This is a genomic window from Salinicoccus siamensis (assembly GCF_055391965.1).
In genome coordinates this window covers 344844-370161 of the sequence record NZ_AP043765.1, presented here as the reverse complement: position 1 = coordinate 370161, position 25318 = coordinate 344844, and the positions used below count along the sequence as shown (strand labels likewise).

At 47.5% G+C, this 25318-nt stretch carries 24 protein-coding genes; 10 read left to right on the top strand and 14 right to left on the bottom strand.

Features of this window, described 5'->3' with window-relative positions; genetic code table 11:
* Positions 1-20: 20 nt before the first annotated feature.
* Both ACZ5LF_RS01850 and ACZ5LF_RS01845 read left to right on the top strand, forming a co-directional pair.
* Positions 21-944, top strand: a complete 924-nt coding sequence (locus ACZ5LF_RS01850; RefSeq protein WP_380570371.1) for a VOC family protein — start codon at positions 21-23, stop codon at positions 942-944.
* A 5-nt stretch (positions 945-949) separates the two neighbouring features.
* The gene (locus ACZ5LF_RS01845; RefSeq protein WP_380570370.1) at positions 950-1540 is read left to right on the top strand and encodes a protein-L-isoaspartate(D-aspartate) O-methyltransferase; all 591 of its coding nucleotides are present in this window, start codon (positions 950-952) and stop codon (positions 1538-1540) included.
* A gap of 167 nt (positions 1541-1707) precedes the next feature.
* On the opposite strand, the gene ACZ5LF_RS01840 is transcribed toward ACZ5LF_RS01845, so the two are convergent.
* Together ACZ5LF_RS01840 and rarD are read right to left on the bottom strand one after the other, a co-directional pair.
* Positions 1708-2502, bottom strand: coding sequence for a hypothetical protein (locus ACZ5LF_RS01840; protein ID WP_380570369.1), 795 nt, complete (start codon positions 2500-2502; stop codon positions 1708-1710).
* Between the two features lie 72 nt (positions 2503-2574).
* Entirely contained in the window at positions 2575-3492 is a 918-nt protein-coding gene (gene rarD, locus ACZ5LF_RS01835) for an EamA family transporter RarD (RefSeq protein WP_380570368.1), read from the bottom strand.
* A gap of 368 nt (positions 3493-3860) precedes the next feature.
* On the opposite strand from rarD, the gene ACZ5LF_RS01830 reads away from it, so the two are divergent.
* The 6 genes from ACZ5LF_RS01830 to ACZ5LF_RS01805 all read left to right on the top strand — a co-directional run bounded on the left by ACZ5LF_RS01830 (position 3861) and on the right by ACZ5LF_RS01805 (position 10705).
* On the top strand, positions 3861-4430 hold the full coding sequence (locus ACZ5LF_RS01830) for a mannitol dehydrogenase family protein (RefSeq protein ID WP_380570367.1): 570 nt from the start codon (positions 3861-3863) through the stop codon (positions 4428-4430).
* Between the two features lie 154 nt (positions 4431-4584).
* Positions 4585-6579: a catalase gene (locus ACZ5LF_RS01825; RefSeq protein ID WP_380570366.1), complete on the top strand. Its 1995-nt coding sequence runs from the start codon at positions 4585-4587 to the stop codon at positions 6577-6579.
* 149 nt (positions 6580-6728) lie between these two features.
* Complete coding sequence (locus ACZ5LF_RS01820) at positions 6729-7193, top strand: MarR family transcriptional regulator (RefSeq protein ID WP_380570364.1); 465 nt, start codon at positions 6729-6731, stop codon at positions 7191-7193.
* Complete coding sequence (locus ACZ5LF_RS01815) at positions 7177-9819, top strand: MMPL family transporter (RefSeq protein ID WP_380570362.1); 2643 nt, start codon at positions 7177-7179, stop codon at positions 9817-9819. Before ACZ5LF_RS01820 ends, ACZ5LF_RS01815 begins: the two co-directional genes overlap by 17 nt.
* 40 nt (positions 9820-9859) lie before the next feature.
* A complete protein-coding gene (locus ACZ5LF_RS01810) occupies positions 9860-10108 on the top strand; it encodes a hypothetical protein (RefSeq protein ID WP_344700850.1) in 249 nt (82 codons plus the stop codon).
* Positions 10109-10189: 81 nt separating this feature from the next.
* Entirely contained in the window at positions 10190-10705 is a 516-nt protein-coding gene (locus tag ACZ5LF_RS01805; protein ID WP_380570360.1) for a hypothetical protein, read from the top strand.
* Between the two features lie 41 nt (positions 10706-10746).
* Here the strand turns inward: ACZ5LF_RS01805 and ACZ5LF_RS01800 are convergent, their stop codons facing one another.
* Both ACZ5LF_RS01800 and ACZ5LF_RS01795 read right to left on the bottom strand, forming a co-directional pair.
* Positions 10747-11766 (bottom strand): PQQ-dependent sugar dehydrogenase, encoded by a 1020-nt coding sequence (locus ACZ5LF_RS01800; protein ID WP_380570359.1) that lies wholly within the window; start codon positions 11764-11766, stop codon positions 10747-10749.
* 20 nt (positions 11767-11786) lie between these two features.
* On the bottom strand, positions 11787-12890 hold the full coding sequence (locus ACZ5LF_RS01795) for a M20 peptidase aminoacylase family protein (protein WP_380570358.1): 1104 nt from the start codon (positions 12888-12890) through the stop codon (positions 11787-11789).
* A gap of 210 nt (positions 12891-13100) precedes the next feature.
* On the opposite strand from ACZ5LF_RS01795, the gene menC reads away from it, so the two are divergent.
* The gene (gene menC / locus ACZ5LF_RS01790) at positions 13101-14240 is read left to right on the top strand and encodes an o-succinylbenzoate synthase (RefSeq protein ID WP_380570356.1); all 1140 of its coding nucleotides are present in this window, start codon (positions 13101-13103) and stop codon (positions 14238-14240) included.
* A 100-nt stretch (positions 14241-14340) separates the two neighbouring features.
* Here the strand turns inward: menC and ACZ5LF_RS01785 are convergent, their stop codons facing one another.
* The 5 genes from ACZ5LF_RS01785 to ACZ5LF_RS01765 form a co-directional block, all read right to left on the bottom strand.
* Positions 14341-15198, bottom strand: coding sequence for a metallophosphoesterase (locus ACZ5LF_RS01785; protein WP_380570354.1), 858 nt, complete (start codon positions 15196-15198; stop codon positions 14341-14343).
* 110 nt (positions 15199-15308) lie between these two features.
* Positions 15309-16115 (bottom strand): phosphonate ABC transporter, permease protein PhnE, encoded by an 807-nt coding sequence (gene phnE / locus ACZ5LF_RS01780; protein ID WP_380570353.1) that lies wholly within the window; start codon positions 16113-16115, stop codon positions 15309-15311.
* Positions 16112-16912 carry a phosphonate ABC transporter, permease protein PhnE gene (gene phnE / locus ACZ5LF_RS01775; RefSeq protein ID WP_380570351.1) on the bottom strand — a complete coding sequence of 267 codons (801 nt, stop codon included), beginning with the start codon at positions 16910-16912 and terminating at the stop codon, positions 16112-16114. The genes phnE (ACZ5LF_RS01780) and phnE (ACZ5LF_RS01775) overlap by 4 nt, the downstream gene beginning before the upstream one ends.
* Positions 16893-17687, bottom strand: coding sequence for a phosphonate ABC transporter ATP-binding protein (gene phnC, locus ACZ5LF_RS01770; RefSeq protein ID WP_380570350.1), 795 nt, complete (start codon positions 17685-17687; stop codon positions 16893-16895). Before phnC ends, phnE (ACZ5LF_RS01775) begins: the two co-directional genes overlap by 20 nt.
* Before the next feature lie 58 nt (positions 17688-17745).
* On the bottom strand, positions 17746-18675 hold the full coding sequence (locus ACZ5LF_RS01765) for a phosphate/phosphite/phosphonate ABC transporter substrate-binding protein (RefSeq protein ID WP_380570349.1): 930 nt from the start codon (positions 18673-18675) through the stop codon (positions 17746-17748).
* Positions 18676-18820: 145 nt separating this feature from the next.
* On the opposite strand from ACZ5LF_RS01765, the gene ACZ5LF_RS01760 reads away from it, so the two are divergent.
* The gene (locus ACZ5LF_RS01760; RefSeq protein ID WP_380570348.1) at positions 18821-19762 is read left to right on the top strand and encodes an aldo/keto reductase; all 942 of its coding nucleotides are present in this window, start codon (positions 18821-18823) and stop codon (positions 19760-19762) included.
* Between the two features lie 122 nt (positions 19763-19884).
* On the opposite strand, the gene ACZ5LF_RS01755 is transcribed toward ACZ5LF_RS01760, so the two are convergent.
* The 5 genes from ACZ5LF_RS01755 to ACZ5LF_RS01735 all read right to left on the bottom strand — a co-directional run bounded on the left by ACZ5LF_RS01755 (position 19885) and on the right by ACZ5LF_RS01735 (position 25228).
* Positions 19885-20868: a Gfo/Idh/MocA family protein gene (locus tag ACZ5LF_RS01755; RefSeq protein WP_380570346.1), complete on the bottom strand. Its 984-nt coding sequence runs from the start codon at positions 20866-20868 to the stop codon at positions 19885-19887.
* 15 nt (positions 20869-20883) lie between these two features.
* Positions 20884-22128 (bottom strand): hemolysin family protein, encoded by a 1245-nt coding sequence (locus tag ACZ5LF_RS01750; protein WP_380570345.1) that lies wholly within the window; start codon positions 22126-22128, stop codon positions 20884-20886.
* 157 nt (positions 22129-22285) lie between these two features.
* Positions 22286-22492, bottom strand: coding sequence for a copper chaperone CopZ (gene copZ / locus ACZ5LF_RS01745; protein ID WP_380570344.1), 207 nt, complete (start codon positions 22490-22492; stop codon positions 22286-22288).
* 35 nt (positions 22493-22527) lie between these two features.
* Entirely contained in the window at positions 22528-24873 is a 2346-nt protein-coding gene (locus tag ACZ5LF_RS01740) for a heavy metal translocating P-type ATPase (protein WP_464759820.1), read from the bottom strand.
* A 52-nt stretch (positions 24874-24925) separates the two neighbouring features.
* A complete protein-coding gene (locus ACZ5LF_RS01735) occupies positions 24926-25228 on the bottom strand; it encodes a metal-sensing transcriptional repressor (RefSeq protein WP_380570341.1) in 303 nt (100 codons plus the stop codon).
* Positions 25229-25318: the final 90 nt, after the last annotated feature.

The following is a 25318-nucleotide window of genomic DNA, read 5'->3' as shown; positions in this document are numbered from 1 at the left end:
AGTGGAAGGAGCGATTTTTTATGATACCAAAAGGGTTGCACCATGTGTCAGCGATTACTGCCAACATCATCGATAATCACAAATTCTATACAGATGTGCTTGGACTCAGACTCGTCAAAAAGACCGTAAACCAGGATGACACAAGCATGTATCATCTGTTTTACGCAGACCATGAAGGCCATCCGGGCACGGATATCACTTTCTTTGAAATAACCGGGGCACCGAAGTACCAATCAGGCAGCAACGGCATCAGCCGCACATACTTCAGGGTCCCTTCCAAGGAGGCGCTCGAATTCTTCAAAGCCCGGTTCGAAGGGAAAAACATCCACTATGAAGAGATCACGGAAGAATTCGGCAAGACCGTCATGAAATTCGAAGATCATGAAAAACAACGTCTCGCCCTTATGGTGGATCAGCAGGGGCCGAAATCTCCGAATACTCATCCGGAGATTCCTGAAGCCCATGCCTTGACGTCGATTGGTGCTGTGGAACTGAGCATCCAATACTTGAAACCCATGGTCCAATTCTTCGAACTGCTGGGCGGCGTTTCAGATCACCCCTACAAAAACGAGGACACAGCCGTCGAAATGAAGTTCGGCGACGATTCTCTATACCTTATCGAAAAGCGGACCAGCCAGCTCGAAAAAGAAGGATATGGCAGCGTACACCACCTTTCCCTACGTGTCGCCGATGAAGCAGCCCTCCTCAATATCAAGGAGAAGGTTGATCATGAAAAGTGGTTGAATTCAGGCATCGTCGACCGCTATTACTTCAAGGCCCTATATATCACGACGGTCGGTGGGATAACTGTAGAATTGTCGACAGAAGGGCCGGGCTTCGATATTGACGAACCCATCGATGCCCTTGGAGAGAAACTCTCCCTTCCGCCTGCCATCGAAGAACAGCGTGATTTCATTGAAATGTATCTGACGCCCATCAACTAAAAGGGGTGAGTGTTTTGAAACATGATAAAAAAGCAATAGAATCCTTTTTCAACAGGCTTGATCGCAGTAGATATATGGATACGCAAAGACATCTGGCAGGAGCCGACATGCCGTGCCCGATCGGCCACGGCCAGACGATTTCACAACCTTCGCTTGTGTTGTCCATGACGCTTGCGCTCGAGCTCGCACCACAACATGATGTGCTCGAAATAGGCACCGGTTCAGGCTTTCAGACCGCCATGCTCGCAAAGTTTTCAAAAAACGTCTACACTGTTGAACGCATTGAGGCATTGTATGAACGTGCTAAAGAAAGACTCCGGACCGAGGGGTTTTCCAATATCCATTTCCATTACGGCGATGGCAACCAGGGGTGGTTGGAATATGCTCCCTACGACCGCATCATCGTCACCGCGGCCGCCGAAAGAACACCTCAGGCATTGGTTGACCAGCTCGCCCCAGACGGCAGGATGGTCATACCTGTCGGAGATGATTTCGCCCAGGAACTGAAATTGATCGAGAAAGATAGGAATGGCTCCGTCCACGTTTCTACCCTTGAATATGTCAGGTTCGTCGAGCTGAAGAAAGATACTGAATAAGGAGTCGTTTTAACTGAAGGATGTAAAATAAATGATGACGAGGGGGAAAACCGAGTCATTGGAGCTAAAAAATAAGAAGAGGCGATCCCATGAGAATCGCCTCTTCTTACTTCCTTAAGTCACCCGCACAGGTGACATTACCTTCTCATACCATCTCTGCACCTGGACTAGTCGACTGACTCAGGCAACTGTATCGCACCTATATCATTGAATGATTTAAACTCGACCTCTCCGGATAATTCATAACGCCCTTCTGCATCTTCTCCTGTCGCTTCATACTGGATGGACTTTATGCGCGAATTCTCCTTGTCGATGACGACTTCCACCTCATTATTCGGATTGGAGGTATCTATGGCACTGAATTCAGCTGCAAAGAGTGATTCAAACACTTCAAAGATTTCAGTGCTTTCCCCCTCAAATGTATAGATCAGCTGATTTTCCTCTTCAGTCAGCTTCATCTCATCTTTAATATCAGAAAAAGCGATGACGGCATTTTTGTATGTTACATGAAAAAGCTGTTCTATTTCTATGGACTCTGAGATGTCTACCCAATCGTCTCCGTTATTGTAGTAGGTTTCACCATCTTTCGAGATGGTCCGGTCCTCCCCTTCTGACTTAAGATGCAAAGACGGTGGCGTCCCCTCTTTATACTTTACGTCCGCATCAAGAGTTTGGGAGGATTCATCGTCCACCAAAGCCTCCAGGTCCACCATGGCTTGGTAACTTTCTATATTCCGGGCCTCTTCAACCAAGTCGGCAATTGCGGAATCATCTGTTTCGATTCCTTTCAATGTCCGGTTTGCATCATCTGTGGTGTCCATTGATTGCTTCCCTTCGGTCGTTTCCTCTTGGGCGACCCCGGCCTCTCCTGATGTCTGATCTGTTTTCTCCTCTTCCCCCTGACAACCAGTCAGTAACGCAACTGCAATCGGAACGGCAAACAGATATTTCGAAAACTTCATATCCCCTACTCCTTAGAAAACTCATTTTCAATAAATCATATCATGACTATAGATGCTTCCCCTAACAATATGCTAGTGTGTGACGCGCCGTCTCGGCTTGCGTCCTGTGTCCCGTCGCATTTCCTTGAAGCGGGTGAATGTATACAGCCCGAGCCCGCCCCATATCAATATATAGGCGACACCATGTATGCGGGTAAATGCCTCACCATACATGAAGACCCCAAGCAGAAGCATTACAGTCGGTGCAAAATACTGAAGTATACCCACTAGGGACAGTCGGATACGCTGTGCACCGATCGAGAACAGCAACAATGGTACGGCAGTGACGACGCCTGTCCCCATCATGACCAGGCTATCCTGATCGAATCCGAAATGCCCCTCCCCGCCGACTTCAAGGAATAGGATATAGAATAGCGCCACCGGCGCCAAAACAAAAGTTTCCACAGCCATAGCAAAGACGGCATCCATATTGACTACTTTTTTGATTAATCCGTAGATACTGAAGGACAGAGCCAGGAAAAGTGATATCCACGGCGCAGAACCCAGACCTACCGTCATGTAGGCGACTCCCAGAAAGACGATTATGATGGCGACCCATTGAGATTTTGAAAATCGTTCCCCAAGAACTGCGAACCCGATGAGAATGCTTATGAGGGGATTTATGTAATAGCCGAGGCTCGCATCCAATATATGGCCACTGTTGACTGCAATGATATATAGCAGCCAGTTGGAGGTGATGACTACTGAGGCAGCGAATAATGCCGCCACTTTCTTTTTGTCCCGGAATATGAACTTCAGATCTTTATAGAAAAGATGCATACGGTTCGTCGCGAGGATGAATACAATCATGAAGATGAACGACCAGAATACGCGGTGAGCAATGACTTCGTACGAAGAAACATGTTCCAACTGCTTCCAATATATGGGCAGAAACCCCCATATCAGATAGGCACTCAGGGCAAACAATGCTCCCTTTTTACTGCTTTCCATACCGACCACCCCTTTTACTATTCTCCTTTTGCATATGACCCCACCATACTCGAATATCCAAACAATTATACCACGCCATCCTTCATCCATTGATCATTAACATATGTTTTGGCAATATCAGTGTGCCAAAGCTGCGTTTTGTTTATATTGTAAGCGTTACCTTTTCGCCTTATGATTTAGTTATACTATAAATCATCTAAAAAGGGGTGGCTTTAATGTCTGAAGAAAAAAAGGTCTTTCACGTAAAGTTCAAGCTTTCGGTTCATTTTTAAGCAGTATGATCATGCCGAACATCGCTGCATTCATTGCCTGCGAAAACGCCATCCTTGCCACAGATACACTTAAAAAGGAAATCTTGAAGCATACTGATGAGCTGGATAGGAGAGGCGAGACTGGATGGGGTCACTTATGTAGAAGATCTGATACCCTTTATCGAACGCAAACTGTTTACGGTCAATACCGGTCATGCAGCGATAGCCTATTATGGCAAGACCCTTGGCTTCAAAACTGTAGCCGAGGCGATGACCAATGAAAAAGTCGAAGTATTCCTCAGGAATGTCCTGAATGAAACAATGCTCTATCTGACTTCAAATTACGATTTCACGGAGGCACAGCAGCTCTCATATATAGAAAAAATCATTGCGCGGTTCAAAAACCCCCATCTATCCGATGATCTGGACCGTGTTGGACGTGGTGTGATGCGCAAACTAAGCGCGGGCGATCGTATCATGAAGCCGCTGATCTACTTGGAGAAGAACAATCTCAGTTGCAATGCTCTCACAGAGCTTGCTGTGTATGCACTGGAATTCAACAATCCCAATGACCCTGAAGTCAAAGAAAGAGATGAACAGATTGCACAGGTGGGATTAGAGACGTTCCTTGCCAAACACAGCACTCTCAACGATGGATTGATACAGAAAATTGAAGAATATCTTTAAGTAGAAGGTCGTGCCAACATGTGCACGACCTTTTACTATACCCGCTTTGAATACAAAAAAACCCGATATAGTAAATGTATGCAAAGCGCATGTGGGATTGTTATAGTGGAGGGGCAAGGTATCATTTCAATCTTTCAAGGAGGCGTAACCATTAATGAACAAGAAGAAGGAAGATCTCCAAAAGAACACGATCGATAATACCAAAAAAGCACATATGACAACGAATCAGGGACTTAAAGTCAGCAACGATGAATTCTCCCTGAAAGCCGGTGAACGTGGCCCGACGTTGATGGAAGACTTCCATTTCCGCGAAAAGATGACACATTTCGACCACGAACGCATTCCTGAACGTGTGGTTCATGCCAGAGGGTTCGGAGTACACGGTGAATTCGAGCTGTATGAATCATTGGAAAAATATACAAAGGCAGGACTCTTTACAGATACAAGCAGAAGAACCCCTGTCTTCGTGAGGTTTTCAACAGTTGCCGGGAACCGTGGTTCCATGGACATCCCGCGTGACGTCCGCGGATTTGCAACAAAATTCTATACAGAAGAGGGTAACTTCGATCTTGTCGGAAATAATATGCCCGTCTTCTTTATGCAGGACGCCATCAAATTTCCAGACATGGTCCATGCTGTGAAACCAGAACCCCATAATGAAATGCCTCAGGCAGCCTCCGCCCACGATACATTCTGGGATTGGGTATCACAAAATACCGAAAGTGCCCATATGGTAATGTGGTTGATGAGCGACCGCGCGATCCCGCGAAGCCTAAGGATGATGGAAGGGTTCGGTGTCCACACATTCAGATTGGTGAACGCTGAAGGCAAGAGCCATTTCGTCAAATTCCACTGGAAACCGAAATTGGGCACGCATCAGGTGGTATGGGACGAAGCACAGCTCATCAATGGGAAGAATATGGACTTCCACCGCCAAGATCTGTGGGAAAACATCAATAAAGGCAATGCGGTTGAATTTGAACTTGGCATGCAGTTGATTCCGGAAGAAGATGAATTCAATATGGACTTCGATATTCTAGATCCGACCAAAATATGGCCCGAGGAGGATGTCCCCGTCCAGATTGTAGGTAAAATGACATTGAATCAGAATGTCGACGACTACTTTGCAGAGACGGAACAGGTCGCCTTCCACCCAGGACATGTCGTGCCGGGCATCGACTTCTCGAATGACCCGCTTCTACAGGGCAGGCTCTTCTCCTATACTGATACGCAGTTGATCCGCCTCGGTGGGCCGAACTTCCATCAGATTCCGATCAACCGCCCGATCTGTCCTTTCGCAAACAACCAGAGGGAAGGCTATAATCAGATGAATGTTACAAAGGGCCAAACTTCCTATCACAAGAACTACCTCAACAACAATCAACCGGAACCGGCATCTCCGGAAGAGGGTGGTTATGAGCACTATGACGAGAAAGTCGAAGGCCGTAAAATCAGGGCACGGAGTGAGAGTTTCAAAGACCACTTCAGCCAGGCGAAAATGTTCCTCAATTCCATGACGGCCCATGAGAAGCAGCATATATTTGATGCCTTCAGCTTTGAACTCGGGAAATGTAAGGATCTCGGCGTCAGACAGAATGCCGTAAATAACCTCCTCAATCCAATCGATCGGGAAATGACTGAATACGTAGTGGATAAAATAGGGGTCGAACTGCCTGATACGATAGAAGAATCAAACTATGAGAAAAGTTCTCCAGCGCTCAGTATGGCGAACACACCTTCATCTCTTGAAACGCGCGAGATCGGCATCATGATAACGCCCGATGTACCGACAGAAAAAATGTTGACCCTGCAGCAAAAACTGGAAGATAAGGGTACAGCAGTCACTTTCATCTCTGATAAGATACGTAAAATAGGTGATGATGTCATGACTGAAACGTTCGATACGGTCCATTCGGTACTTTTCGATGCTGTGATCATTTTGAAGGGACATGAAAACCTGCATCCTGAAGCTGTAGAAAACCTCGAGATTGCATTCAAGCATAAGAAGGCGATCGGCTTCAGCACAGATGACGGCGATATATTCAAGGCGCTCTCATTCACAGCCGATGACAAGGGTGTTACGAATATTGATGAGAATCTCAAGCAATACTTGGAAGACGTAAAATCACACCGCGTCTGGGATAGATGATCTTTTTTAAAGGGGGCCTCTACGGAGGTCCTTTTTCTATTCTAAAAACTGTCACATCATATACTTTGACCCTGTCCTTTATTACATGGTAGACTGTTGAAGTCTTCGATTGGTTTAGCACTCTCAACTAAAATAAGGAGGGGTGAAATTTGTCCAAAAAAAGTGATGTTATACATAACCTCAAGCTCATCTATGGTTACGGCTACACAAAAGTGTTCAATGATGTCACCGACTCGATAACCCGTATGCACATATCAAAGACCCAGATGGATATCATGCAGTTCATCTATCTGAACGGGCATGCCACCCCCTCGGACCTGGCCCTGGAACTTAATGTGCAACGCAGTGCCATCACACATACAGTAAAGAAACTTGTCCAGAAGAATCTGGTCAGGAGCGAAAGCAACAAAATGACCAACGACAAAAGATCGAAGTTGATCTATATGACTAGAGAGTCCGAACAACTGGTGGAGGAGTTTCTGGATAAGATCCATCATAAAATAGGCACTGACATCGGCATATTAACGAAAGAAGAGGAAGAACAGCTCTATCACGCGACCATGACAATTTTAAAATATATACCAGGAGGCACCCCCGATGAAACACATACTTAAGTTCAAATGGCCCGTCACCGTACTGATGCTGATTTTCGCCATCACTACTTTTATCCTTTCCCCTAACTTGACGCAACTGGCAACAGAAAAAGGGGACGTCCAGCTAGCGGACGACTCACCAAGTGAACAAGCTAGGCAATTCCTCGAAAAATACGATCAGGATAAGGAATCGATGTCACTCGTCCTCGAATTTGATGGGAAAGTCTCGGCAAACGAAGCGGATATCGTCGATTACATTGAAGAAATAAAATCTATGGATGACGTTGATAATGTGGTCAACCCATTCGAGTTTGAGGATGACGTACAAGAGAATTTCATCAATGAAGATAATGGTGTCGCCATCATCCCGATGGATTATGTAGGTTCAGTCGATGATATCAGCAATGTTGCAGAATCAATCGAAGAAGCGAACACGACTGAAGCAAAAACCTCCATGACTTCAAATGAGCTCATCCAGAATACAGTCGAACAGGATGCGATGGAAGGCATCCAATCCACTGAAATGTTTACAGTAATCATAGTGGTCGCTGTACTGTTGATCATGTTCAGGTCCATCGTCACTCCGTTCGTACCTGTAATGGTCGTCGGCATCGCCTACCTGATCGGCCAGTCTTTCGTTGCATGGTTCGTCGAATGGTTCGGCTTTCCGATTTCGCCACAGACCCAGAGTTTCCTGATCGTTATCCTGTTCGGCATCGGTACGGACTACTGTATATTGCTGCTGAACCGTTTTAAAGAAGAACTTGAACATCACGATAAATATGACGCGGTCATACGCACTTTCTCCACAGCTGGTAAAACTGTATTCATCAGCGGCCTCTCAGGTGCCATCGTATTCGGTGTCCTGTACTTTGCCAATTTTGAAATCTACCGTTCAGCTGTAGGCGTGGCATTAGGGGTGGTATTCCTGTTGCTCGCCCTCTTTACATTATTGCCCGTGCTCATGTATCTGCTCGGCAGATATATCTTCTGGCCGAACATCAAGAAGACGGAATTCAAGGAGAGCCGCTTATGGACACCGCTTGGAATATTCTCATTGAAGTATCCAACACGCATCATCTTCACAGTATTTGCGATCTTGATTGCGGTTGCTCTGTTCTATAACGATGAAGTCAATTTCGATGCCATCGAAGAGCTCGATGATGATTATTCCACCGTCCATGCCACTAATGTTGTAAGTGAAAATTTCGATGAAGGCCAGCTCTTCCCTGTTAAAGTCATCCTGTCGACCGGAGAAGATATGCTCAAGTCGGAAAACCTATCAAGACTTGATGCTGTGGCCTCCACTGTTTCAAATCTTGACGGGGTAAAGGAAGTCCAGACACTCACGCGCCCATCCGGTGAAGCGATAGAAGGCCTCAATGTCCGCAGCCAGTTGGAGCAGGCGAATGAAGGCATCATCGATATGCAGGATGGACTGGCCGAAATAGCCGATGGTCTGGATGAAGCGAGCAGCAACCTGAGCAATACTGAGACACAAGGCGGAGATCTCTCTGCGCTCGGTGACGGTATTGAAGACATAAACAGCAACCTCAGCCAGATCACTGAATATATGACCCAAACAGGCGATGCCGAAGGGGCAGCGCAGCAATTGGGTCAGGTGCAGCAAGGTTTGACGACATTGTCGGACGAAGTTGCTGCAGCCAACGAAGAAATCACCGCGCAGCAGGAAGCTGCCAGCCAGCAATTGACGGAACTTGCCAACGGCTTGTCCGACTCCTCGGAAGGCATCCGGGAAATCAGGGATGGTCTTGAAGATGTATCTTCACTGATGACGGAAATCAATGACAATGAAGCAGTCGATCAGACAGGCGTCCATGTGCCTCAGGAATTCATCGACAATCCGGACATCGAAGATGCAGTCGATCAGTACGCCTTCGGTGACAATGAAGCGTTGATCATGAATGTGATATTGGAAGACGATCCGTATAGTCATCAGGCCATGGACACTTTAAATTCGGTCGAAGATGCGATAGACGGGGAACTGCAACGTCTTGACAGGGAAGAGACCGAGTCCTACTTCTCGGGAGTGACGAGCATGAACCGGGACTTGAACCAAATATCCAATGATGACTATAACCGGGTCGTGACCATATTCATCCTGACCTTGTTCGTCATCTTGGCTGTTATATTCAGATCCCTGGTGTTGCCGATTTCGATGATCAGTTCGATATTCATCACCTACTTCGCATCAGTAACCATTACACAATGGCTACTTGGCCTATTCGGATATGGCGAATTGAATTGGGCCGTGCCATTCTTCAGTCTGATCATATTCGCGGCGCTCGGCATCGACTATTCAATATTCATCATAGACCGGTTCAGGGAGGAACTCACAGACCGTACTATCAGAGGCGCAATCGAACAGTCCATCAGGCGTATGGGCGGTGTGGTCATCACTGCTGTCATCATACTGTCCGGAACATTTGCTGCACTCCTGCCTTCTGGTATGATCATATTGATACAAGTCGCAAGCATCATCATATTCGCACTTTTGCTATACGCATTCGTTGTACTGCCCCTTCTGGTCCCTGCGTTCGTCATCACCTTCCGACGCGGCAACTGGTGGCCGTTCAGAATGCCTGGCGGACGGGAACGCGAAGAGAAGTTTAGGGATGAAGATTAAGGGTATATTATAAAAGTCTCAAAAAATGGGAGTGAATGCATTGCCTACACAAAAAAGTCCAGGTGTTTCAGCAGTACTCAGTGCTCTGATCAATGGCCTTGGACAAATCTACAACGGGCAGATTTTAAAAGGGGTCATCATCATGATCCTCCAGCTCATCAATGGTGCCCTTACAGTAATCCTGATCGGCTATCTGTTCCTGCCACTCGTATGGCTCTATGCAGTCATCGATGCATACCGCAGCGCCGAGAAGATAAACAAAAGAAATTTCCGTAAATATAATATGTAAAAAAAGCAGACTTCAAGTCTGCTTTTCGTTTCGATAGAACCTTTCCCCTATGGTATAATTTAAGAAAGGATGTGATTTCACATGGAATTGTTCGGACTTTTTGCAGGACTCGCCATCATCGGAATATTACTTGTGCTATTCCTGTTTCTCCTCGGCATCGTCAAATGGTTGTTGCAAGGTTATTTCCTCTACCGCATCGCTGAGAAGAAGAATTTGGATATCCCGTTACTCGCCTTTGTTCCTTTCGGGACATTCTACCTCGGTGGACAGATGTTCGATGGACATGTTCTGGACCGCGGAAAATTCGAGCCTAAGACGCTCGGTATCGTATTCGCCATCGCCGGTATCGTTCTATATATCATGGGACTCTCCATCGGCGATATCGCAGTCAGCTATGTGCTGATTGAGTCCATTGCTTTCCTTGGGGTATTTGCGGCATATACGAAAAATATCGGCACTGCAGCATTGCTTGCACTGTTGAACTTTGTAACCGCCGGTATCGCAGCTATAGTCATACTCTTCCTCTACAACCGGAAACTTGAAGAAGAAGCGTTCGGAATCGTGGATGAAGATGATGAAGAATACCGCAGCGTATAAGTGTAAACACCTCCAGGACAGCTGTCTTGGAGGTGTTTATTTTATTCATCCATAGTTATTCTAATCAATCTGTCGTCTCCTTCTCCAGGATCTCCCCGGCCATCTGTATTATTGGTGAGGGCGTAGATGGAACCATCCTTGATATGCACATCGCGCATGCGGCTCCCTTCATCATATTGAGTGGAAGTTTCCAAGGTCTCCAGATCAAGGGCGATGATCTTAGTCCCCCTCAATGCCGCAATATAGAGCGTCCCCGCGGCATGGGAAATGCCTGAAGGTGCCCACGTATCATTCCCTGTATGATAGAGTGGGACCTTCATCCCTTCCTGTTCCTCGTCCCCCTCAACCAGCGGCCATCCATAATTCGCCCCTGGCTCTATCCTGTTGATTTCGTCATGCCCATCCGAACCATGCTCAGCTGCATACATCGTCCCCTCATCGTTCCAGGCGATGCCTTGGGGGTTTCTGTGTCCATAGCTGTAGACCTCATTGCCGAATGGGTTGTCTTCAGGCAGGGAACCGTCTAGACCAATCCTCAGTATTTTACCGGCAAGACTTTCAATATCCTGGCTGTATTCACCATTACCTGCATCGCCGGTCGTGATGTAAAGATCGCCGTCCGGTCCTATTTCCATCCGCCCGCCATTATGGACACGGCCTCCGGGTATATCGGCTATAAGGACGTCCGATTCCCTCCATGTTCCTTCTTCCCGTTTCAATTCGACTACACGGTTCTTTTCACCCCCATCAAAATAGGTGTGGTAGATGAATGCGGTATCGGGGTCATCGGGATGCAGTATAAAGCCAAGCAATCCACCTTCCCCACTCGCATGGATTGGAATATTGAGTTCAAGCGGTTGGTCTGTGACCCGGCCTTCTGTAATTTGCTTCAGGCCACCCTCCCGCTCAGATACGATAAACCCTTCCCCCGCTTCAACCACCATCCAGGGTACTTTCAAGTCCGTAGCAACATCCTCAGCTTCGCTCTCAACAGATGTACCGCTCTCTCCCGTACCGCATGCCGCAAGCATCAGCACCCCCAACATGAATACCTTCTTCATGCCATCGCCTTCTTTCGGGACTATTCGGCGTTGATGATCGCCTTATGCAATATCTCCATTCCATTCTTCAATGCAGAATGCTCGAAAGTCATGTGCGGGTGATGAAGGCCCGGTTTGAGATCGCAGCCCAGTCCGAGCATGGCCCCTTTAAGTTCCGGCAGCTTCACTGTATAGTAATGGAAATCGTCTCCGCCACTCGTGATGATCGGCTCTAGACACTTCTCTTCACCCAACGTTTCCACAATCGATCTGCGCAATACATCAATGGCATCCTGATGGCTCTCACTGGCAACGATGCCCGAGTAGTCGACATCTTCTATCTTTACAGAATAGAAATCTTCGATGGTTTTCAGCACATCATATACGCGTTCCTTCAATTTTGTCATCTGCCCATTCGTCTGGGCACGCATATCGATGCCACATTCCGCATTGCCGGGTATGATATTCAATGATTTCCCACCCGCAAGGAATTTCGTCATCTTGACTGAAGATGGGATGACCGGATTGATATGGATCTTCGACAGCATATTGACGATATCGGCACCAATCTCTATGGCATTATGGTTGAGGTGGGGCCGCGCACCGTGTGCATCGTCGCCCGTGATGCGAAACTCGATGGAAGATGCTGCACCATGTTCGATGCTGCATGCTGCATAACCGTTACGCGCTTCCTCCACCGGCCGCAGATGAATGCCGAAAAAGTAATCCAAGTCATCTACAACGCCCTCATCTACCACCGCCAAGGCACCGGTGCCGACCTCTTCTGCAGGCTGGAAGATGAAACGTACTCCTTTCGAATCAAGGACTGGGTCATCTTTAATCTTCAGCATGGTAGCGATCACCATTGCCATGTGGGCATCATGTCCGCATGAATGATTCGCCTGCTTTACACCGTCAACCTCCTGATAGAGGGCATCGATATCAGCGCGCACACCGATGACGGGACCTTTGTCGAAATTACCCATATCACAATAAAGCCCAGTCGTATTCTTGAATCGGACAGGCGTGAACCCTTCTGCTTCCAACAGGTTATATATGTATTCCGTCGTTTCCGTTTCCTCATAGCTGATTTCTGGATGTTCATGCAGATGCCAAAAGGCCTTCATCATCTTTTCTTCTATCATAACTAAAACTCCTTTATGTATATCATTGAATGTCAATGCGATCTTCCCTATAATATATTATTAATTGCTGGAAAATTCAAATATCCATCACTCTACAGTTGCATAGTGGACTACATAGCTTTTAGCATAAAAATGGCGTGTCCCCCGCATTATCTATATAATTACACTTAGTGCGATGGAAGGAACTCAATCTATAGGAGGAATAATTTAATGAAGATTAAAGAAATCAAGTTGCATCAGCTGCTGATGGGATTGAAACACCCCTTCACGACAAGCTTCGGCACGCAACAGGAGCGTTTCATCACGATTGTTGAAGCGATTGATGACGCAGGACGTTCAGGATTCGGTGAATGTGTATCGGGAGAAGACCCACTCTACTCGGAAGAGTTCATGGACGCTTCACTCATTGCGATGAAAAAATACTTTGCACCGCTCGTCATCCAAAATGAAATTGCACATCCTGATGAAGTCTGGGAGCTGTTCAAACCATTCAAGCGGAATAATATGGCCAAATCGGCGATTGAGGGCGCTGTGTGGGACCTTTACGCAAAGCAGGAAGGCATAACCTTATCTGAAGCCATCGGCGGCAGAAAGAACGAAGTGGAAGTCGGCATTTCCCTCGGTCTGGAAGACACGGATGAAGGACTTCTCGAAAGAATAAAGGAAAAAGTCGAGGAAGGCTATAAACGCATCAAGGTTAAGATAAAACCAGGCCGCGATGTCGAGATGATTCGGAAGATAAGGGAGCGCTTTGGTGACATTCCACTTATGGTGGATGCCAACTCCGCTTACACCCTCGATGATATGGAGACTTTGAAAGCATTGGATGCATTCGACCTCATGATGATCGAACAGCCTCTCGCTGCTGGCGACCTCATCGATCATGCCAAGCTGCAGAAGGAAATCAGCACACCTGTCTGCCTCGATGAAAGCATCGACTCCTACGAGGCTGCCGCTGGTGCCATAGAGCTTGGCAGCTGCCGAATCATCAACGTCAAAGTCGGACGTGTCGGTGGGATTACACAGTCCAAAAAGATTCATGACCTCGCCCTGGAGCATGACATTCCACTGTGGTGTGGCGGCATGCTTGAAGCAGGTGTCGGACGTCTTCACAACATCGCCATCACAACATTGTCGAACTTCACCTTACCAGGCGATACCGCTTCCTCCAGCAGATATTGGCACGAAGACATCATCACGCCAGAAGTTTCAGCCGAGGACGGCATCGTCACAGTCAGTCAGGAACCTGGTATAGGGGCAGCGGTCGATTTCGGTAAAATGGAACAATACCTACAAAAGACGGAAGTTGTTACAGCGGAAGATGCCGTCGATATGATCTTCTACGACTGATGTTACACATAAAAGGGCACCCGGTGCAGAATGCTGCACCGGGCGCCCTTTTATCGTTTCGGCAACACGTGCGGGTGCGACGATGACACAAACCAGCAGATTACCTGTCCATGCCCCCCTGTTTCCTCTTGAGTTCCATCACTACGATTTCTGGGTGGTTGAAGACCCGGAACGGGAAACGGCTGTTGCCGAGACCGCGGCTGACGACCATATGCGTCCCATCCTTCTCATGCACACCTTCCGTATATTTCGGCAGGACTCCTTGATGGGGGGCGTATAATCCCTTGACTACCGGAAGACGGATCTGGCCCCCATGTGCATGGCCGGTAAATACCAGGTCAATCTCATATCTGCCATATAAATCAAGCAGCTCAGGGCGATGCGATAGCACGATGGTGAAGGCATCCGATTCATTATTGAGCCTCTGTCTCAAGTCTGCTTCAAAGAAATCAGAAAGCGCGTGCTCTTCCTCATTTCCGTAGAACCAGAGATCTTCCATGCCGATCAGCCGGATGTAATCATCACCGATATAGAGCCTCTCGCTTCCTTTGCTGATGTTCCTTACCTGTGACATTTCAATGGCCTGTTCCAACCTGTCAAAATGCACATAATGCGCCTCATGGTTACCCGTAACGTAGTAGACGGGCAGGATATGGGTCAGCTCATGCAACAGATGGACGGCGCGCTTAAGGTTCGGCGTCCGTCTGTCAATCACATCTCCAGTCACGAATATGACGTCTGCATCCGCCGCTCTCACCTGATCAAGGAGCGTCTTGGAGCGCCTGCCGAAATACGCATTATGGAAGTCTGATACTTGGACGATCTTATAGCCGTCGAATGCTTCTGGCACCCTCTCGGACTCATGTATATAGTGCGTCGTCACGATTTTTTTATCTTCTTTATATAGGAAGCGGGCCAATGCAATGGAGAAGCCAATTATAACTTGTGAAAGTTTCATATTGATTACCTCGATTTTATTTTAATTATAAGCCATATCGGCATCCCTTGAAATACTAACCTGGATCCGATAGAAAAAATAAGAAGCCTCTCCGATTAAGGAGAAGCTTCTTATACCAGACGTTTCCTTATCGAACTGGAAACGATGTCGATCAGACTTACAAATACCACTACCACTACTAGAATCATGCCGACATCTTCCCAATTGCGCTGATAAGTCGCCAGGATGAGTGGTGCCCCGATACCGCCTGCACCCACGATTCCAAGAACCGTCGAGGCCCGCACGTCAATTTCGAACCTGTAGAGCGCGTACGATACGAACTCTGGCAGTACTTGAGGCAATATGCCGAACCACATGGACTGGACACGGTTACCCCCGCTTGCCTTTATCGCCTCCACGTTCTCCCTATCGATCGATTCGATGACCTCTGCATACAGTTTGCCGAGCATGCCGATGGAATTGATGCTGATTGCAAGTACCCCCGCATAAGGCCCGATGCCTACAGCTGCCACAAAGATAATCGCAAAAATCAATTCAGGTATGGCGCGTATCGCGTTCAGCAGCGCTTTCCCTATATAGGAGAAACGTCCGCCGACATTGCGGGCGGCAAGGAAACCGACAGGTACAGCGAGTATGGCTGCCACCATGATGCCCGCATAGGCGATGGCTATGGTTTCGAACATATACCCGATATATTCTGGATACTGTCCATAACGTTCCGGCTCCACAAGGGGTGCAATGAATAGCCGCCTCAAGGTATCCAACGTAGATACGGAGGAACTGTTGACGTCAAAAGGCGTCGATATAAGGGCTATGATATAGATGATCAGCAGCAGGAATAGGACGGCATACATATACATGCGCTTTTTTTTGCCGAAAGTTTCCTTCATTCTGATTTTTTCTTTATTTTTCATCATTCAAGACGCTCCCTTAACCTGTTGCTGATAAAGTCTATCAGGGATATTGTAATGAACAGGACAAAGATGATTGCCGCAACATTTTCGTAGTTGAACATGCTGAGCTGCTGCCTCAGGATGATGCCGATGCCACCAGCCCCGACAAAACCGAGAACGACAGATGCTTTGACATTGATCTCAAGCGAATACAGTGTGTATGACGCATACTGCGGCAGAATCTGTGGGATGACGCCATAGCGTATGACCTGCAGTGTATTCCCGCCGGATGCACGTATCGCTTCCATTGGACCCGGGTCGACTGCTTCAATCGTTTCACTGAGCAGTTTGCCGATGATTCCGATGGTCAGGACGGTCAATGCAAGGATACCGGAAACATCACCAATCCCCACCAGCGCCACAAATAAGACGGCCAATATAATCTCAGGTACTGTCCTCAATATGTTGAAGAAGAAGCGGACGACTCGGTAGAATGTATTATTGCGGTTGATGTTCGCGGCTGCCATAAAGCTGACCGGCATCGCAAGCACTGCTCCGAAAGTCGTGCCGAACAAGGCGATGTTCCATGTTTCGAGCAATGGGTCCAACACGCTTGTAAAATATTCCCAGCTGGGTGGCCATAAATCATTGACCACAAACAGGAAGATGATCGGGAATCCTTCTATCACCCGTGTCGGATAAGATTGCGTCAAATAGGCCGCTCCCATATACAGCATCAGAACAAGCAGGGTTATACCCAGGATGAAGAATTTGAACCGCCTTGGCATCAAAACGATCCGTTCATTCCTTTGCTGTTTCATCCGTCTCCTCCTCATTGCCGATCAGATCATCCTCTTTAATCGGACGACCGTATATTTCTTCGAATGTCTGCTCATCGACTTCTGAAATGGGGCCATCAAAAACCAGTTCCCCATCGCGCAGACCAATGATGCGGTCAGCATACTCCATCGCCATATCGATGAAGTGCAGATTGACGATAGTGGTCAATCCATCTTCCCGGCTTACACGCCGCAGATCCTTCATGACCTTATGGGAAGTCGGTGGATCAAGGCTCGCCACCGGCTCATCGGCCAGGATGATCGACGGCTGCTGCGTCAAAGCCCGGGCGATGCTTACACGCTGCTGTTGCCCCCCACTTAAATTGCTTGCTCTGACATAGGCTTTCTCATCAATGCCGACGCGCTTGAGGTTATCCATCGCAAGACGCATATCGCTTTGTGGAAAAAGCCCGAAAATGCTTCTCACTGTTCCGATATGCCCCAGTCTGCCCGCAAGGACATTCCGCAGCACACTCATCCTTTTGACGATGTTGTAGCTTTGGAAGATCATGCCAATCCTGGTCCGCAGCTTCCTCAACTGGGGTTCCTTGAACTTCAATATATTCTCCCCACCGATGATCAATTCACCCGAAGTCGGGGTGACCATACGGTTGATGCTCCGGATGAGGGTGGATTTGCCGGCTCCTGACATGCCGACGATTACAACGAATTCACCTTCCTGGATATTCAGGTTGATATTCTTAAGCCCTTTGTGGCCGTTGGGATAGACCAGGGAAACATCTTTGAACTCTATCAATGGAGTCACCATCCTATATAGATTGCACTCAAAAAAAGGGGCCTAGCCCCCTTGCTTATTATTCGTTCAGCTGATCTTCGAATTCTGCATAGACTTCACGGACGATATCATAGTCTTCTGAGCTAGCTTTTGCAACGCCGTCCCATTCATAGATTTCGTACATCGTTTCCAAGACTTCTTCATTGTCGTTCATGCTGAGGAATGCCTCGGTCACTTTTTCCTTCATCTCGTCCGGTAATTCAGAGCGCACAGAAATCGTATCGTTTGGGATATCCTCTGTGTGGCCGATGATTTTCACCTTATCCATCACGTCAGGCAGATCTTCTTCCACCGTCGTACGGGCGTCGTCGAATGTCGTTGCGAAATCGGCTTGGCCATCATAAACTTGAGTGATCGCGTTATCGTGTCCCCCTACAGATAATTGATCAAAATGGTTCTCCAGATCATCAACACCCTTATCCTTCAACTGCATGGCCGGGAACAGGTAACCTGAAGTCGACAATGTATCTGGGAATGCCCATACAAGATCTTCTGTAGCCACCAGGTCGTCGATGTCTTCAATGTCGGAATCCGCATTCACCACGTATTGTGCTGCATATGATTCGGAACCATTCCGGATGGATTTCAATATGACTTCTACATCCGCCCGCTCTTCAGCCTGCACAAAACTGAATGGTGCGAGGAAACCGATATCAACTTGCTGTGTACGCATCGCTTCTATCAGTCCACTGTAATCGACCATCACTTCGGCCTTCACTTCGATTCCGAGCTCTTCACTCAGGAATTCTTCCAACGGTTCTGCGGTAGTTGCGATATTTCCGGCATCGCTTGAAGGAATGAAGCCCATGGAGAGTGTCTCCACTTCCCCTTCCTGACCTTCCCCGTCGTTTTGTGCTGTGTCTTCTGCCCCGTCACTGCCACATGCTGCGACGACTGCCAATGCCACAAGCGAGAATAGGAAAAACAAACGTCTGAATACAGAATTCATCTGATGCTACCCCCTGAAATTATGTATATTTAGTGAAAATGAAAATCTTCCTCCTTCTTCTAGAATATTCAAACCAAATTTCAAAGTCAATAAGATTCACGGTACTTCGAATAGATTGTGATAAAATAGTGGCGAGGTGATTAATTTGGATAAAATAAAATTAGGTGGTTCAGATCTTGATGCATCAAGAATAGTACTTGGCTGCATGCGTATTGCAGGTATGACAGACGACGCTTTGCATCGTCACATCAGTACAGCAATGGAGGCCGGCATCAATATCTTCGACCATGCAGATATATATGGTGGAGGTGAATGCGAACACAAATTCGGCAAAGCTCTGAAATCTGGCATAAAAAGAGAAGATATTCTCATTCAGAGCAAGTGCGCCATCCGCAATTCCACTCCGGAAGGCGATAAATCAGGCGAATATTACGATTTATCAAAATCCCATATACTGGATTCCGTCGATGGCATACTGGAACGGCTTGATACCGAATATCTCGATCTTCTCATGCTCCATCGGCCCGATGCACTCATGGAGCCCGAAGAGATTGCCGAGGCTTTCGATCGTCTGCAGGAAAGTGGCAAAGTCAGACACTTTGGTCTGAGTAACTTCAACGCCCGCCAATTCGATTTCGTTCAAAAATATGTTGATCAGAAGCTGATTACCAACCAGATCCAATTCGGTGTGGCCGCACCACACATGATCAACAGCAACATGCAGACGAATACGCCGTTTGAAGGTGCAGCCAACCGCGACGGTGGCATGCTCGACTATGCCCGTCTGAATGATGTGACCATCCAGGCATGGTCTCCATTCCACTACGGATATTTTGATGGCATCGTTATGGACGACCCTAAGTATAAAACACTGAATGAAGTCATGGAACAAGTCGGAGAGGCACATGGTGTGACGAAAAATGCGATTGCAGTTGCATGGATCCTGAGGCATCCGGCAAATATGCAGACGATCATCGGCACCACGAATACCGATAGGCTATCACAGATCATGAAAGCACCTGATGTATCACTCTCCCGTGAAGAATGGTATCAGATCTACAAAGCAGCTGGCCATATGCTGCCGTAGTAATCACATGACAGTTGGATAAGTGCGTAAATAAAGGACGGCCTGCAAATCTCAGAAATCAAGATTTGCAGGCCGTCCTTTATTTGAGGGGGGGGGGAGGCTCTATACCCCCACCCGTCATCCTATTTTTCATCCGCAGGATATTTTATATCAGCACTGCTTCTTGCCGCTTCGAATGCTTCCATCACATTCATGGAATGCTCCAGCAGCTCAGCAGCAGTTCCCCGATCTTTCGATGAGAGCATATCCCTGAAGTTTTCAAGTTCCGCCACCATATTATTGTCATTTTGCCCCAGATCAATATGCGCCTTACCTTCTTCTGTGATTACGTCCACAGAATCCATGATGTTTGCAGAGCCATTGACCCGGACATAGCCCTTGTCCCCCTGCAACAGCACACTATTATCCGTTGTCGTGTCCTTTGAGCCGATGCATGATGCAACACAACCATCATACTTGAGTACACAGACACCCGAAGTGTCGGCTCCGCTATCATGCTTATTCGGCAGATAGGCTACCTCGTCCGGGCGGCCGAGCAACCGGATGACGAAATGGAGATTATATATATTAAGATCAGCAAGCGCGCCACCGGAAAAATCCAAGTTGAAGACATTGGTCACCTGACCATGCTTCAACTGTTCATAGCGGCTCGAGTACTGCGAATAGTTGGCCTGGATGATTCTGATGTCCCCTATCCGCCGCATATTCTCCTGAACTGCTTTAAAGTGTGGCAGATGAATGCCTGTCACTGCTTCAAACAGGAAGACGTCCTGCTGCCCGGCCAGGTCAATCAGCTCCTTCAATTCTGCAGCTGTCGATGTGAATGGTTTTTCACATATGACATGCTTGCCTGCTTCAATGGCTTTTTTGGCATATGCGTGATGTAGATTATTGGGCGATGCGATATAGACAGTATCATGCGCCTCTTCCTTGAGCATGGCATCCATATCCGTGAACCTGCTCCCGATGTCATGCTTCTGTCCAAATGCCTCGGCCGTCTCCGTCCGGCGTGAATAGACGGCTGTAGCCTCCACACCCTCCACTTGACGGACTGCATCAAGAAAACGGTCTACGATGAAACCCGTTCCGATCGTAGCAATCTTCATACTCATTTCCCTCCATCATTCTTCTTCATTCTCCGCTGTTTTGACAATATGGACTTTACGGATCATCTGATCTTCCATGACGAGCACTTCAAACTTCAATCCTATCTGCTCAAGGATGTCACCTTCGACCGGAAAGTCATTGAATTCTTTCAACAGGAATCCTGAAAGGGTATCTTCATCTTCCGGTATCTCCGTATCAAAAATGGAGTTGAGGCGGTGAAGGGTAATCTTGCCGTCGCAGACAATTTCCTCATCCGAAAGGCTTTCGACGAGTGCATCGTTGCGAAGATCCGTTTCATCTTCTATTTCAAAACCAAGCATCGCTTCTATGATATCTTCATGGGTAAGTATTCCTTCCGTACCGCCGAACTCATCAATCACGACGGCCATATGCCGCCTTTCCTTGGTCATTTTCCTGAGCACATATTCAACGGGTTGGAATTCATGGATGGTCAAGGGATCATTATCACAGTAATCCAACAAGGTCTTTGAAGGTTCCACCGACCATTGAAGAAGATATTTGGAATGGAAGACACCGATTATATCATCCATATCTTCACCATAGATCGGATAACGGGTGAACATATTCTCAATGACGAAATCCCTGACCTCTTCAAACGATGCATTTGCGGAAATGGCTTCCATCTCCGTCCGCGGAGTAGTCAGGACGTCTTTGACATTAAGATGCCTGAAATCAAGTACCCCCTTGATCCGGTAGGATTCATCTTTGGCAAGCATACCTTCCGAATCCGCGATATCCACGATCGCACGGAGTTCATCTTTCGAGACGGTGGCTGCACCCTTCAATTCACCTTTCGACAACAGTCGCGCAATGGTATCCGTCAACCAATTCAACACTACCGTCACAGGCTTCAATATCAGTACAAAGAACATGATGATGGGTGCCACACGCATGGCAATCGGCTCCGGGAACGTTGCCGCCACCGATTTGGGTATGACCTCCGCAAAGACGATGATCGTAATGGTTAAAGCTGCCGAAGCGATCGCTATACTGATGCCGTATTCAAGCGCCAATGTAGTTACCAATGTAGGCAGCAAGATATTCGCTATATTGTTGCCGATGAGTATCGTGGTGATGAATACGCCCGGCTTTGAAACCAATCTGAGCAGGCGTTCCGCTTTCGCATCGCCCTTTTTCGCCATCGATTGAAGTTTCATTTTGTTGACTGCCGTCAAGGCCGTTTCACTGCCCGAGAAAAACAGTGAAGTAAACAGCAGTATAATGATCGCAACGATCATTCATTTTCCTCCTCATATATATAAAACCTAGAAATGTCTTAATTACCTATTTTAAATTTATTTTCACCATTTTACCACTCATAAGTGGAAATGTTTAATATCCCGATTCATTTTGGGCAAAAAAAGCCTGCTCCGAATGCCGGAACAGGGTATCCCATTACTTCACATCATATCCTTGATCTTCAATCGCTTCAACCATTGAGGACTCCGTCACTTTCTGGTCATCATATTCAACGTCTACTTTATCTGCTTCAAGATCCACATTCGCTGAAGTGATGCCGTCAAGTTCATTGAGGGCACCTTCTACCGCACTTTTACAGTGTCCACATGTCATACCTTCAACTTTTATTGTTTTTTGAGCCATTATGAATCTCCTCCCATATTACGCATATCTTCATTTTATATCTTTACCCGTTTCAACCTCAAGGAATTCGTCACGACACTTACAGAACTGAAGGCCATGGCAGCACCTGCCACCCATGGTGCAAGCAGGCCGAGTGCTGCTATTGGTATGCCTGCACTATTATATGCAAAAGCCCAAAAGAGGTTCTGCTTGATGTTGCGGATTGTTTTGTGGCTCAACCTCACCGCTTTAGGGATGAGTGTCAATTCTCCACCTAATATAGTGATGTCCGCCGCTTCTATCGCCACTTCCGTGCCTGTACCGATGGCGATTCCGATATCCGCTGTAGCCAATGCCGGCGCGTCATTGATGCCGTCACCGACCATCGCTACCGTCCTGCCCGCTTCCTGGAAGCGTTTGACTTGCTCCGCCTTTTGTTCTGGCAATACTTCTGCAATGACCTGGTCGATTCCGACCGATCTGCCTATTGCTTCTGCCGTGCGGGTATTATCCCCGGTGAGCATGACGACTTCAAGGCCATCTTCCTGCAGCTGCCTTATTGCTTCTGCAGCACTTTCTTTAACAGTATCCATAACCGCTACGATACCTTTGATTTCACCATCTACCGCTACAATCATTGCTGTCTTGCCATCATATTCGTACTGGGTCATTTCCTCTGTGATGTTGTCGTCGGCAATATCATTGTCAGTCATAAGCTTGCGTGTACCGACGAGTACTTTCCTGCCTTCTACCGTTGCCTCGATGCCATGGCCCGGTATGGCAGTGAAATCATCCATTTCTGGAATATCGATGCCCCGCTCTGTTGCGTGTGCAACTATTGCTTCAGCCAATGGATGCTCTGAGCCTTTTTCAGCTGCAGCAAGCAGAGCGAGCACTTCATCATCACCAGAAAAGTCGGTGACTTCCGGCTTGCCTTTTGTGATGGTTCCGGTCTTATCCATGATGATGACGTCCAATGAATGGGTCTTTTCAAGGTGTTCCCCACCTTTAAAGAGAATGCCATTCTCTGCCCCTTTGCCGGTTCCGACCATGATGGAAGTTGGTGTCGCAAGCCCCAGAGCACATGGACAGGCGATGACCAGCACTGCTATCGAGGCGATCAATGCCGGTTCAAAGTTGCCTGGCTGGACGAGAATATACCAGACAAGGAACGTCAGGACAGCAATCCCAACAACTATGGGCACAAAATATCCTGAAATGACATCCGCCATCCTCTGGATCGGTGCCTTCCTGCCCTGTGCCTCCTCGACTACTTTGACGATGGAAGCGAGAGCGGTATCCTTACCTACTCGTGTCGCTTCAAATTCAATCGTACCGTTCACATTCAATGTGGAGCCCACAACCCCATTCTCAACTTCCTTCTCGATTGGAATGGACTCACCGGTGATCATCGATTCATCAACTGAAGTCCGGCCTCTGACAACTTGCCCATCAACCGGTATCTTCTCACCCGGTTTGACGATAATGCGATCTCCAACCACGACATCCTCAACCGGAATCATGGCTTCCTTACCTTCTTTTATCACACGTGCCTGCTTTGCCTGCATATCAAGCAGCTTGGAAATAGCAGTCGTCGTCCTGGATTTGGCATTGTGCTCAAGATACTTACCGAAAAGGATCAATGTAATGATTAGAGCGCTTGTTTCGAAATAAAGGTGCGGACTATGAGTCGGATCCGTTGCCCAGACTCCTGTCTCATACACACTATAGAAATAGGCGGCGCTGGTGCCCATTGCCACAAGGACATCCATATTTGCGCTTCCACTCTTGAGATTCTTGTACGCTCCTTCATAGAACTGCCACCCTATGATGAATTGCACCGGTGTCGCGATCGCCAGCTGGAACCATGGGTTCATCAGCAGACTTGGCAGCTGGATGCCGAACAGGTGGTCAAGCATCGTTATGAGCAATGGAACGGAAAGCAATGCAGAGATGATCAATTTGATCTTCAACCGGTTCAGCTGCCTATCCTTTGCATCCACTTTGTCTTCTGCACTTCGCTTCGGCTCTGCACCATAGCCGAGTTTCTCGACACGGCCTATCAGATCTTTTTCGCTCAGCACATTAGGATTATATTCGATAACCGCATTTTCTGTCGCCAGATTGACTGTCGCCGAGCTGACCCCTTCCTGCTTATTGAGCACTTTTTCAATCCGATTGGAGCAGGCGGCGCATGTCATGCCCGTTATATCGAATTCAGCATGTTCCATCTCGACCCCGTAGCCGAGATTCTCAATCTTGCTGGTGAGGTCACCAACATCAACAAGTCCCCCATCAAAATTGATGCTTGCCTTTTCCGTAGTCAGGTTGACTGAGGCCTCAACATTGTCCATCTTATTCAGAACCTTTTCTATGCGGTTCGAACAGGCGGCACAAGTCATGCCTGTTACGTTCAATTCGACATGTCTCTCATCATTCAACGTCTGACACCCCCTATTTTGAAAATTGTTTAAGGACAGCCATCAATTCTTTTATTGATTCCTCTCCTTCTCCCTTATTGATTGCATCTGTCACGCAATGATTCATATGACGTTCCGTCACTGAATATCCCACATTTTTAAGCGCTGACTGGATGGCACTGATCTGGACCAATATGTCGACACAGTACCGATCTTCCTCCACCATCTTCTGGATACCGCGCACTTGCCCTTCAATCCGCTTGAGGCGGTTGAGCGTCTTCGCCTTCTCTTCATCCGTCCTTGGAACGACGGTGTAGTCATGCATATGTTCACCCATAGTGATCACATCCTATTCATTATAATTAAATTATACCCCCTATGGGTATTAAAGTCAATTTTAAAAAGCCAGGTCATAAAGGCCTGGTTA

Bases quoted from the DNA above. Each gene is read 5' to 3' on its own strand.
- ACZ5LF_RS01850 (WP_380570371.1), top strand. From the start codon at position 21: ATGATACCAAAAGGGTTGCACCATGTGTCAGCGATTACTGCCAACATC.
- ACZ5LF_RS01840 (WP_380570369.1), bottom strand. From the start codon at position 2,502: ATGAAGTTTTCGAAATATCTGTTTGCCGTTCCGATTGCAGTTGCGTTA.
- rarD (WP_380570368.1), bottom strand. From the start codon at position 3,492: ATGGAAAGCAGTAAAAAGGGAGCATTGTTTGCCCTGAGTGCCTATCTG.
- ACZ5LF_RS01830 (WP_380570367.1), top strand. From the start codon at position 3,861: ATGAGCTGGATAGGAGAGGCGAGACTGGATGGGGTCACTTATGTAGAA.
- ACZ5LF_RS01825 (WP_380570366.1), top strand. From the start codon at position 4,585: ATGAACAAGAAGAAGGAAGATCTCCAAAAGAACACGATCGATAATACC.
- ACZ5LF_RS01815 (WP_380570362.1), top strand. From the start codon at position 7,177: ATGAAACACATACTTAAGTTCAAATGGCCCGTCACCGTACTGATGCTG.
- ACZ5LF_RS01805 (WP_380570360.1), top strand. From the start codon at position 10,190: ATGGAATTGTTCGGACTTTTTGCAGGACTCGCCATCATCGGAATATTA.
- ACZ5LF_RS01800 (WP_380570359.1), bottom strand. From the start codon at position 11,766: ATGAAGAAGGTATTCATGTTGGGGGTGCTGATGCTTGCGGCATGCGGT.
- ACZ5LF_RS01795 (WP_380570358.1), bottom strand. From the start codon at position 12,890: ATGATAGAAGAAAAGATGATGAAGGCCTTTTGGCATCTGCATGAACAT.
- menC (WP_380570356.1), top strand. From the start codon at position 13,101: ATGAAGATTAAAGAAATCAAGTTGCATCAGCTGCTGATGGGATTGAAA.
- ACZ5LF_RS01785 (WP_380570354.1), bottom strand. From the start codon at position 15,198: ATGAAACTTTCACAAGTTATAATTGGCTTCTCCATTGCATTGGCCCGC.
- phnE (WP_380570353.1), bottom strand. From the start codon at position 16,115: ATGATGAAAAATAAAGAAAAAATCAGAATGAAGGAAACTTTCGGCAAA.
- phnE (WP_380570351.1), bottom strand. From the start codon at position 16,912: ATGAAACAGCAAAGGAATGAACGGATCGTTTTGATGCCAAGGCGGTTC.
- ACZ5LF_RS01765 (WP_380570349.1), bottom strand. From the start codon at position 18,675: ATGAATTCTGTATTCAGACGTTTGTTTTTCCTATTCTCGCTTGTGGCA.
- ACZ5LF_RS01755 (WP_380570346.1), bottom strand. From the start codon at position 20,868: ATGAAGATTGCTACGATCGGAACGGGTTTCATCGTAGACCGTTTTCTT.
- ACZ5LF_RS01750 (WP_380570345.1), bottom strand. From the start codon at position 22,128: ATGATCGTTGCGATCATTATACTGCTGTTTACTTCACTGTTTTTCTCG.
- copZ (WP_380570344.1), bottom strand. From the start codon at position 22,492: ATGGCTCAAAAAACAATAAAAGTTGAAGGTATGACATGTGGACACTGT.
- ACZ5LF_RS01740 (WP_464759820.1), bottom strand. From the start codon at position 24,873: ATGACTTGTGCCGCCTGTTCGAACCGCATAGAAAAGGTTCTGAATAAG.
- ACZ5LF_RS01735 (WP_380570341.1), bottom strand. From the start codon at position 25,228: ATGGGTGAACATATGCATGACTACACCGTCGTTCCAAGGACGGATGAA.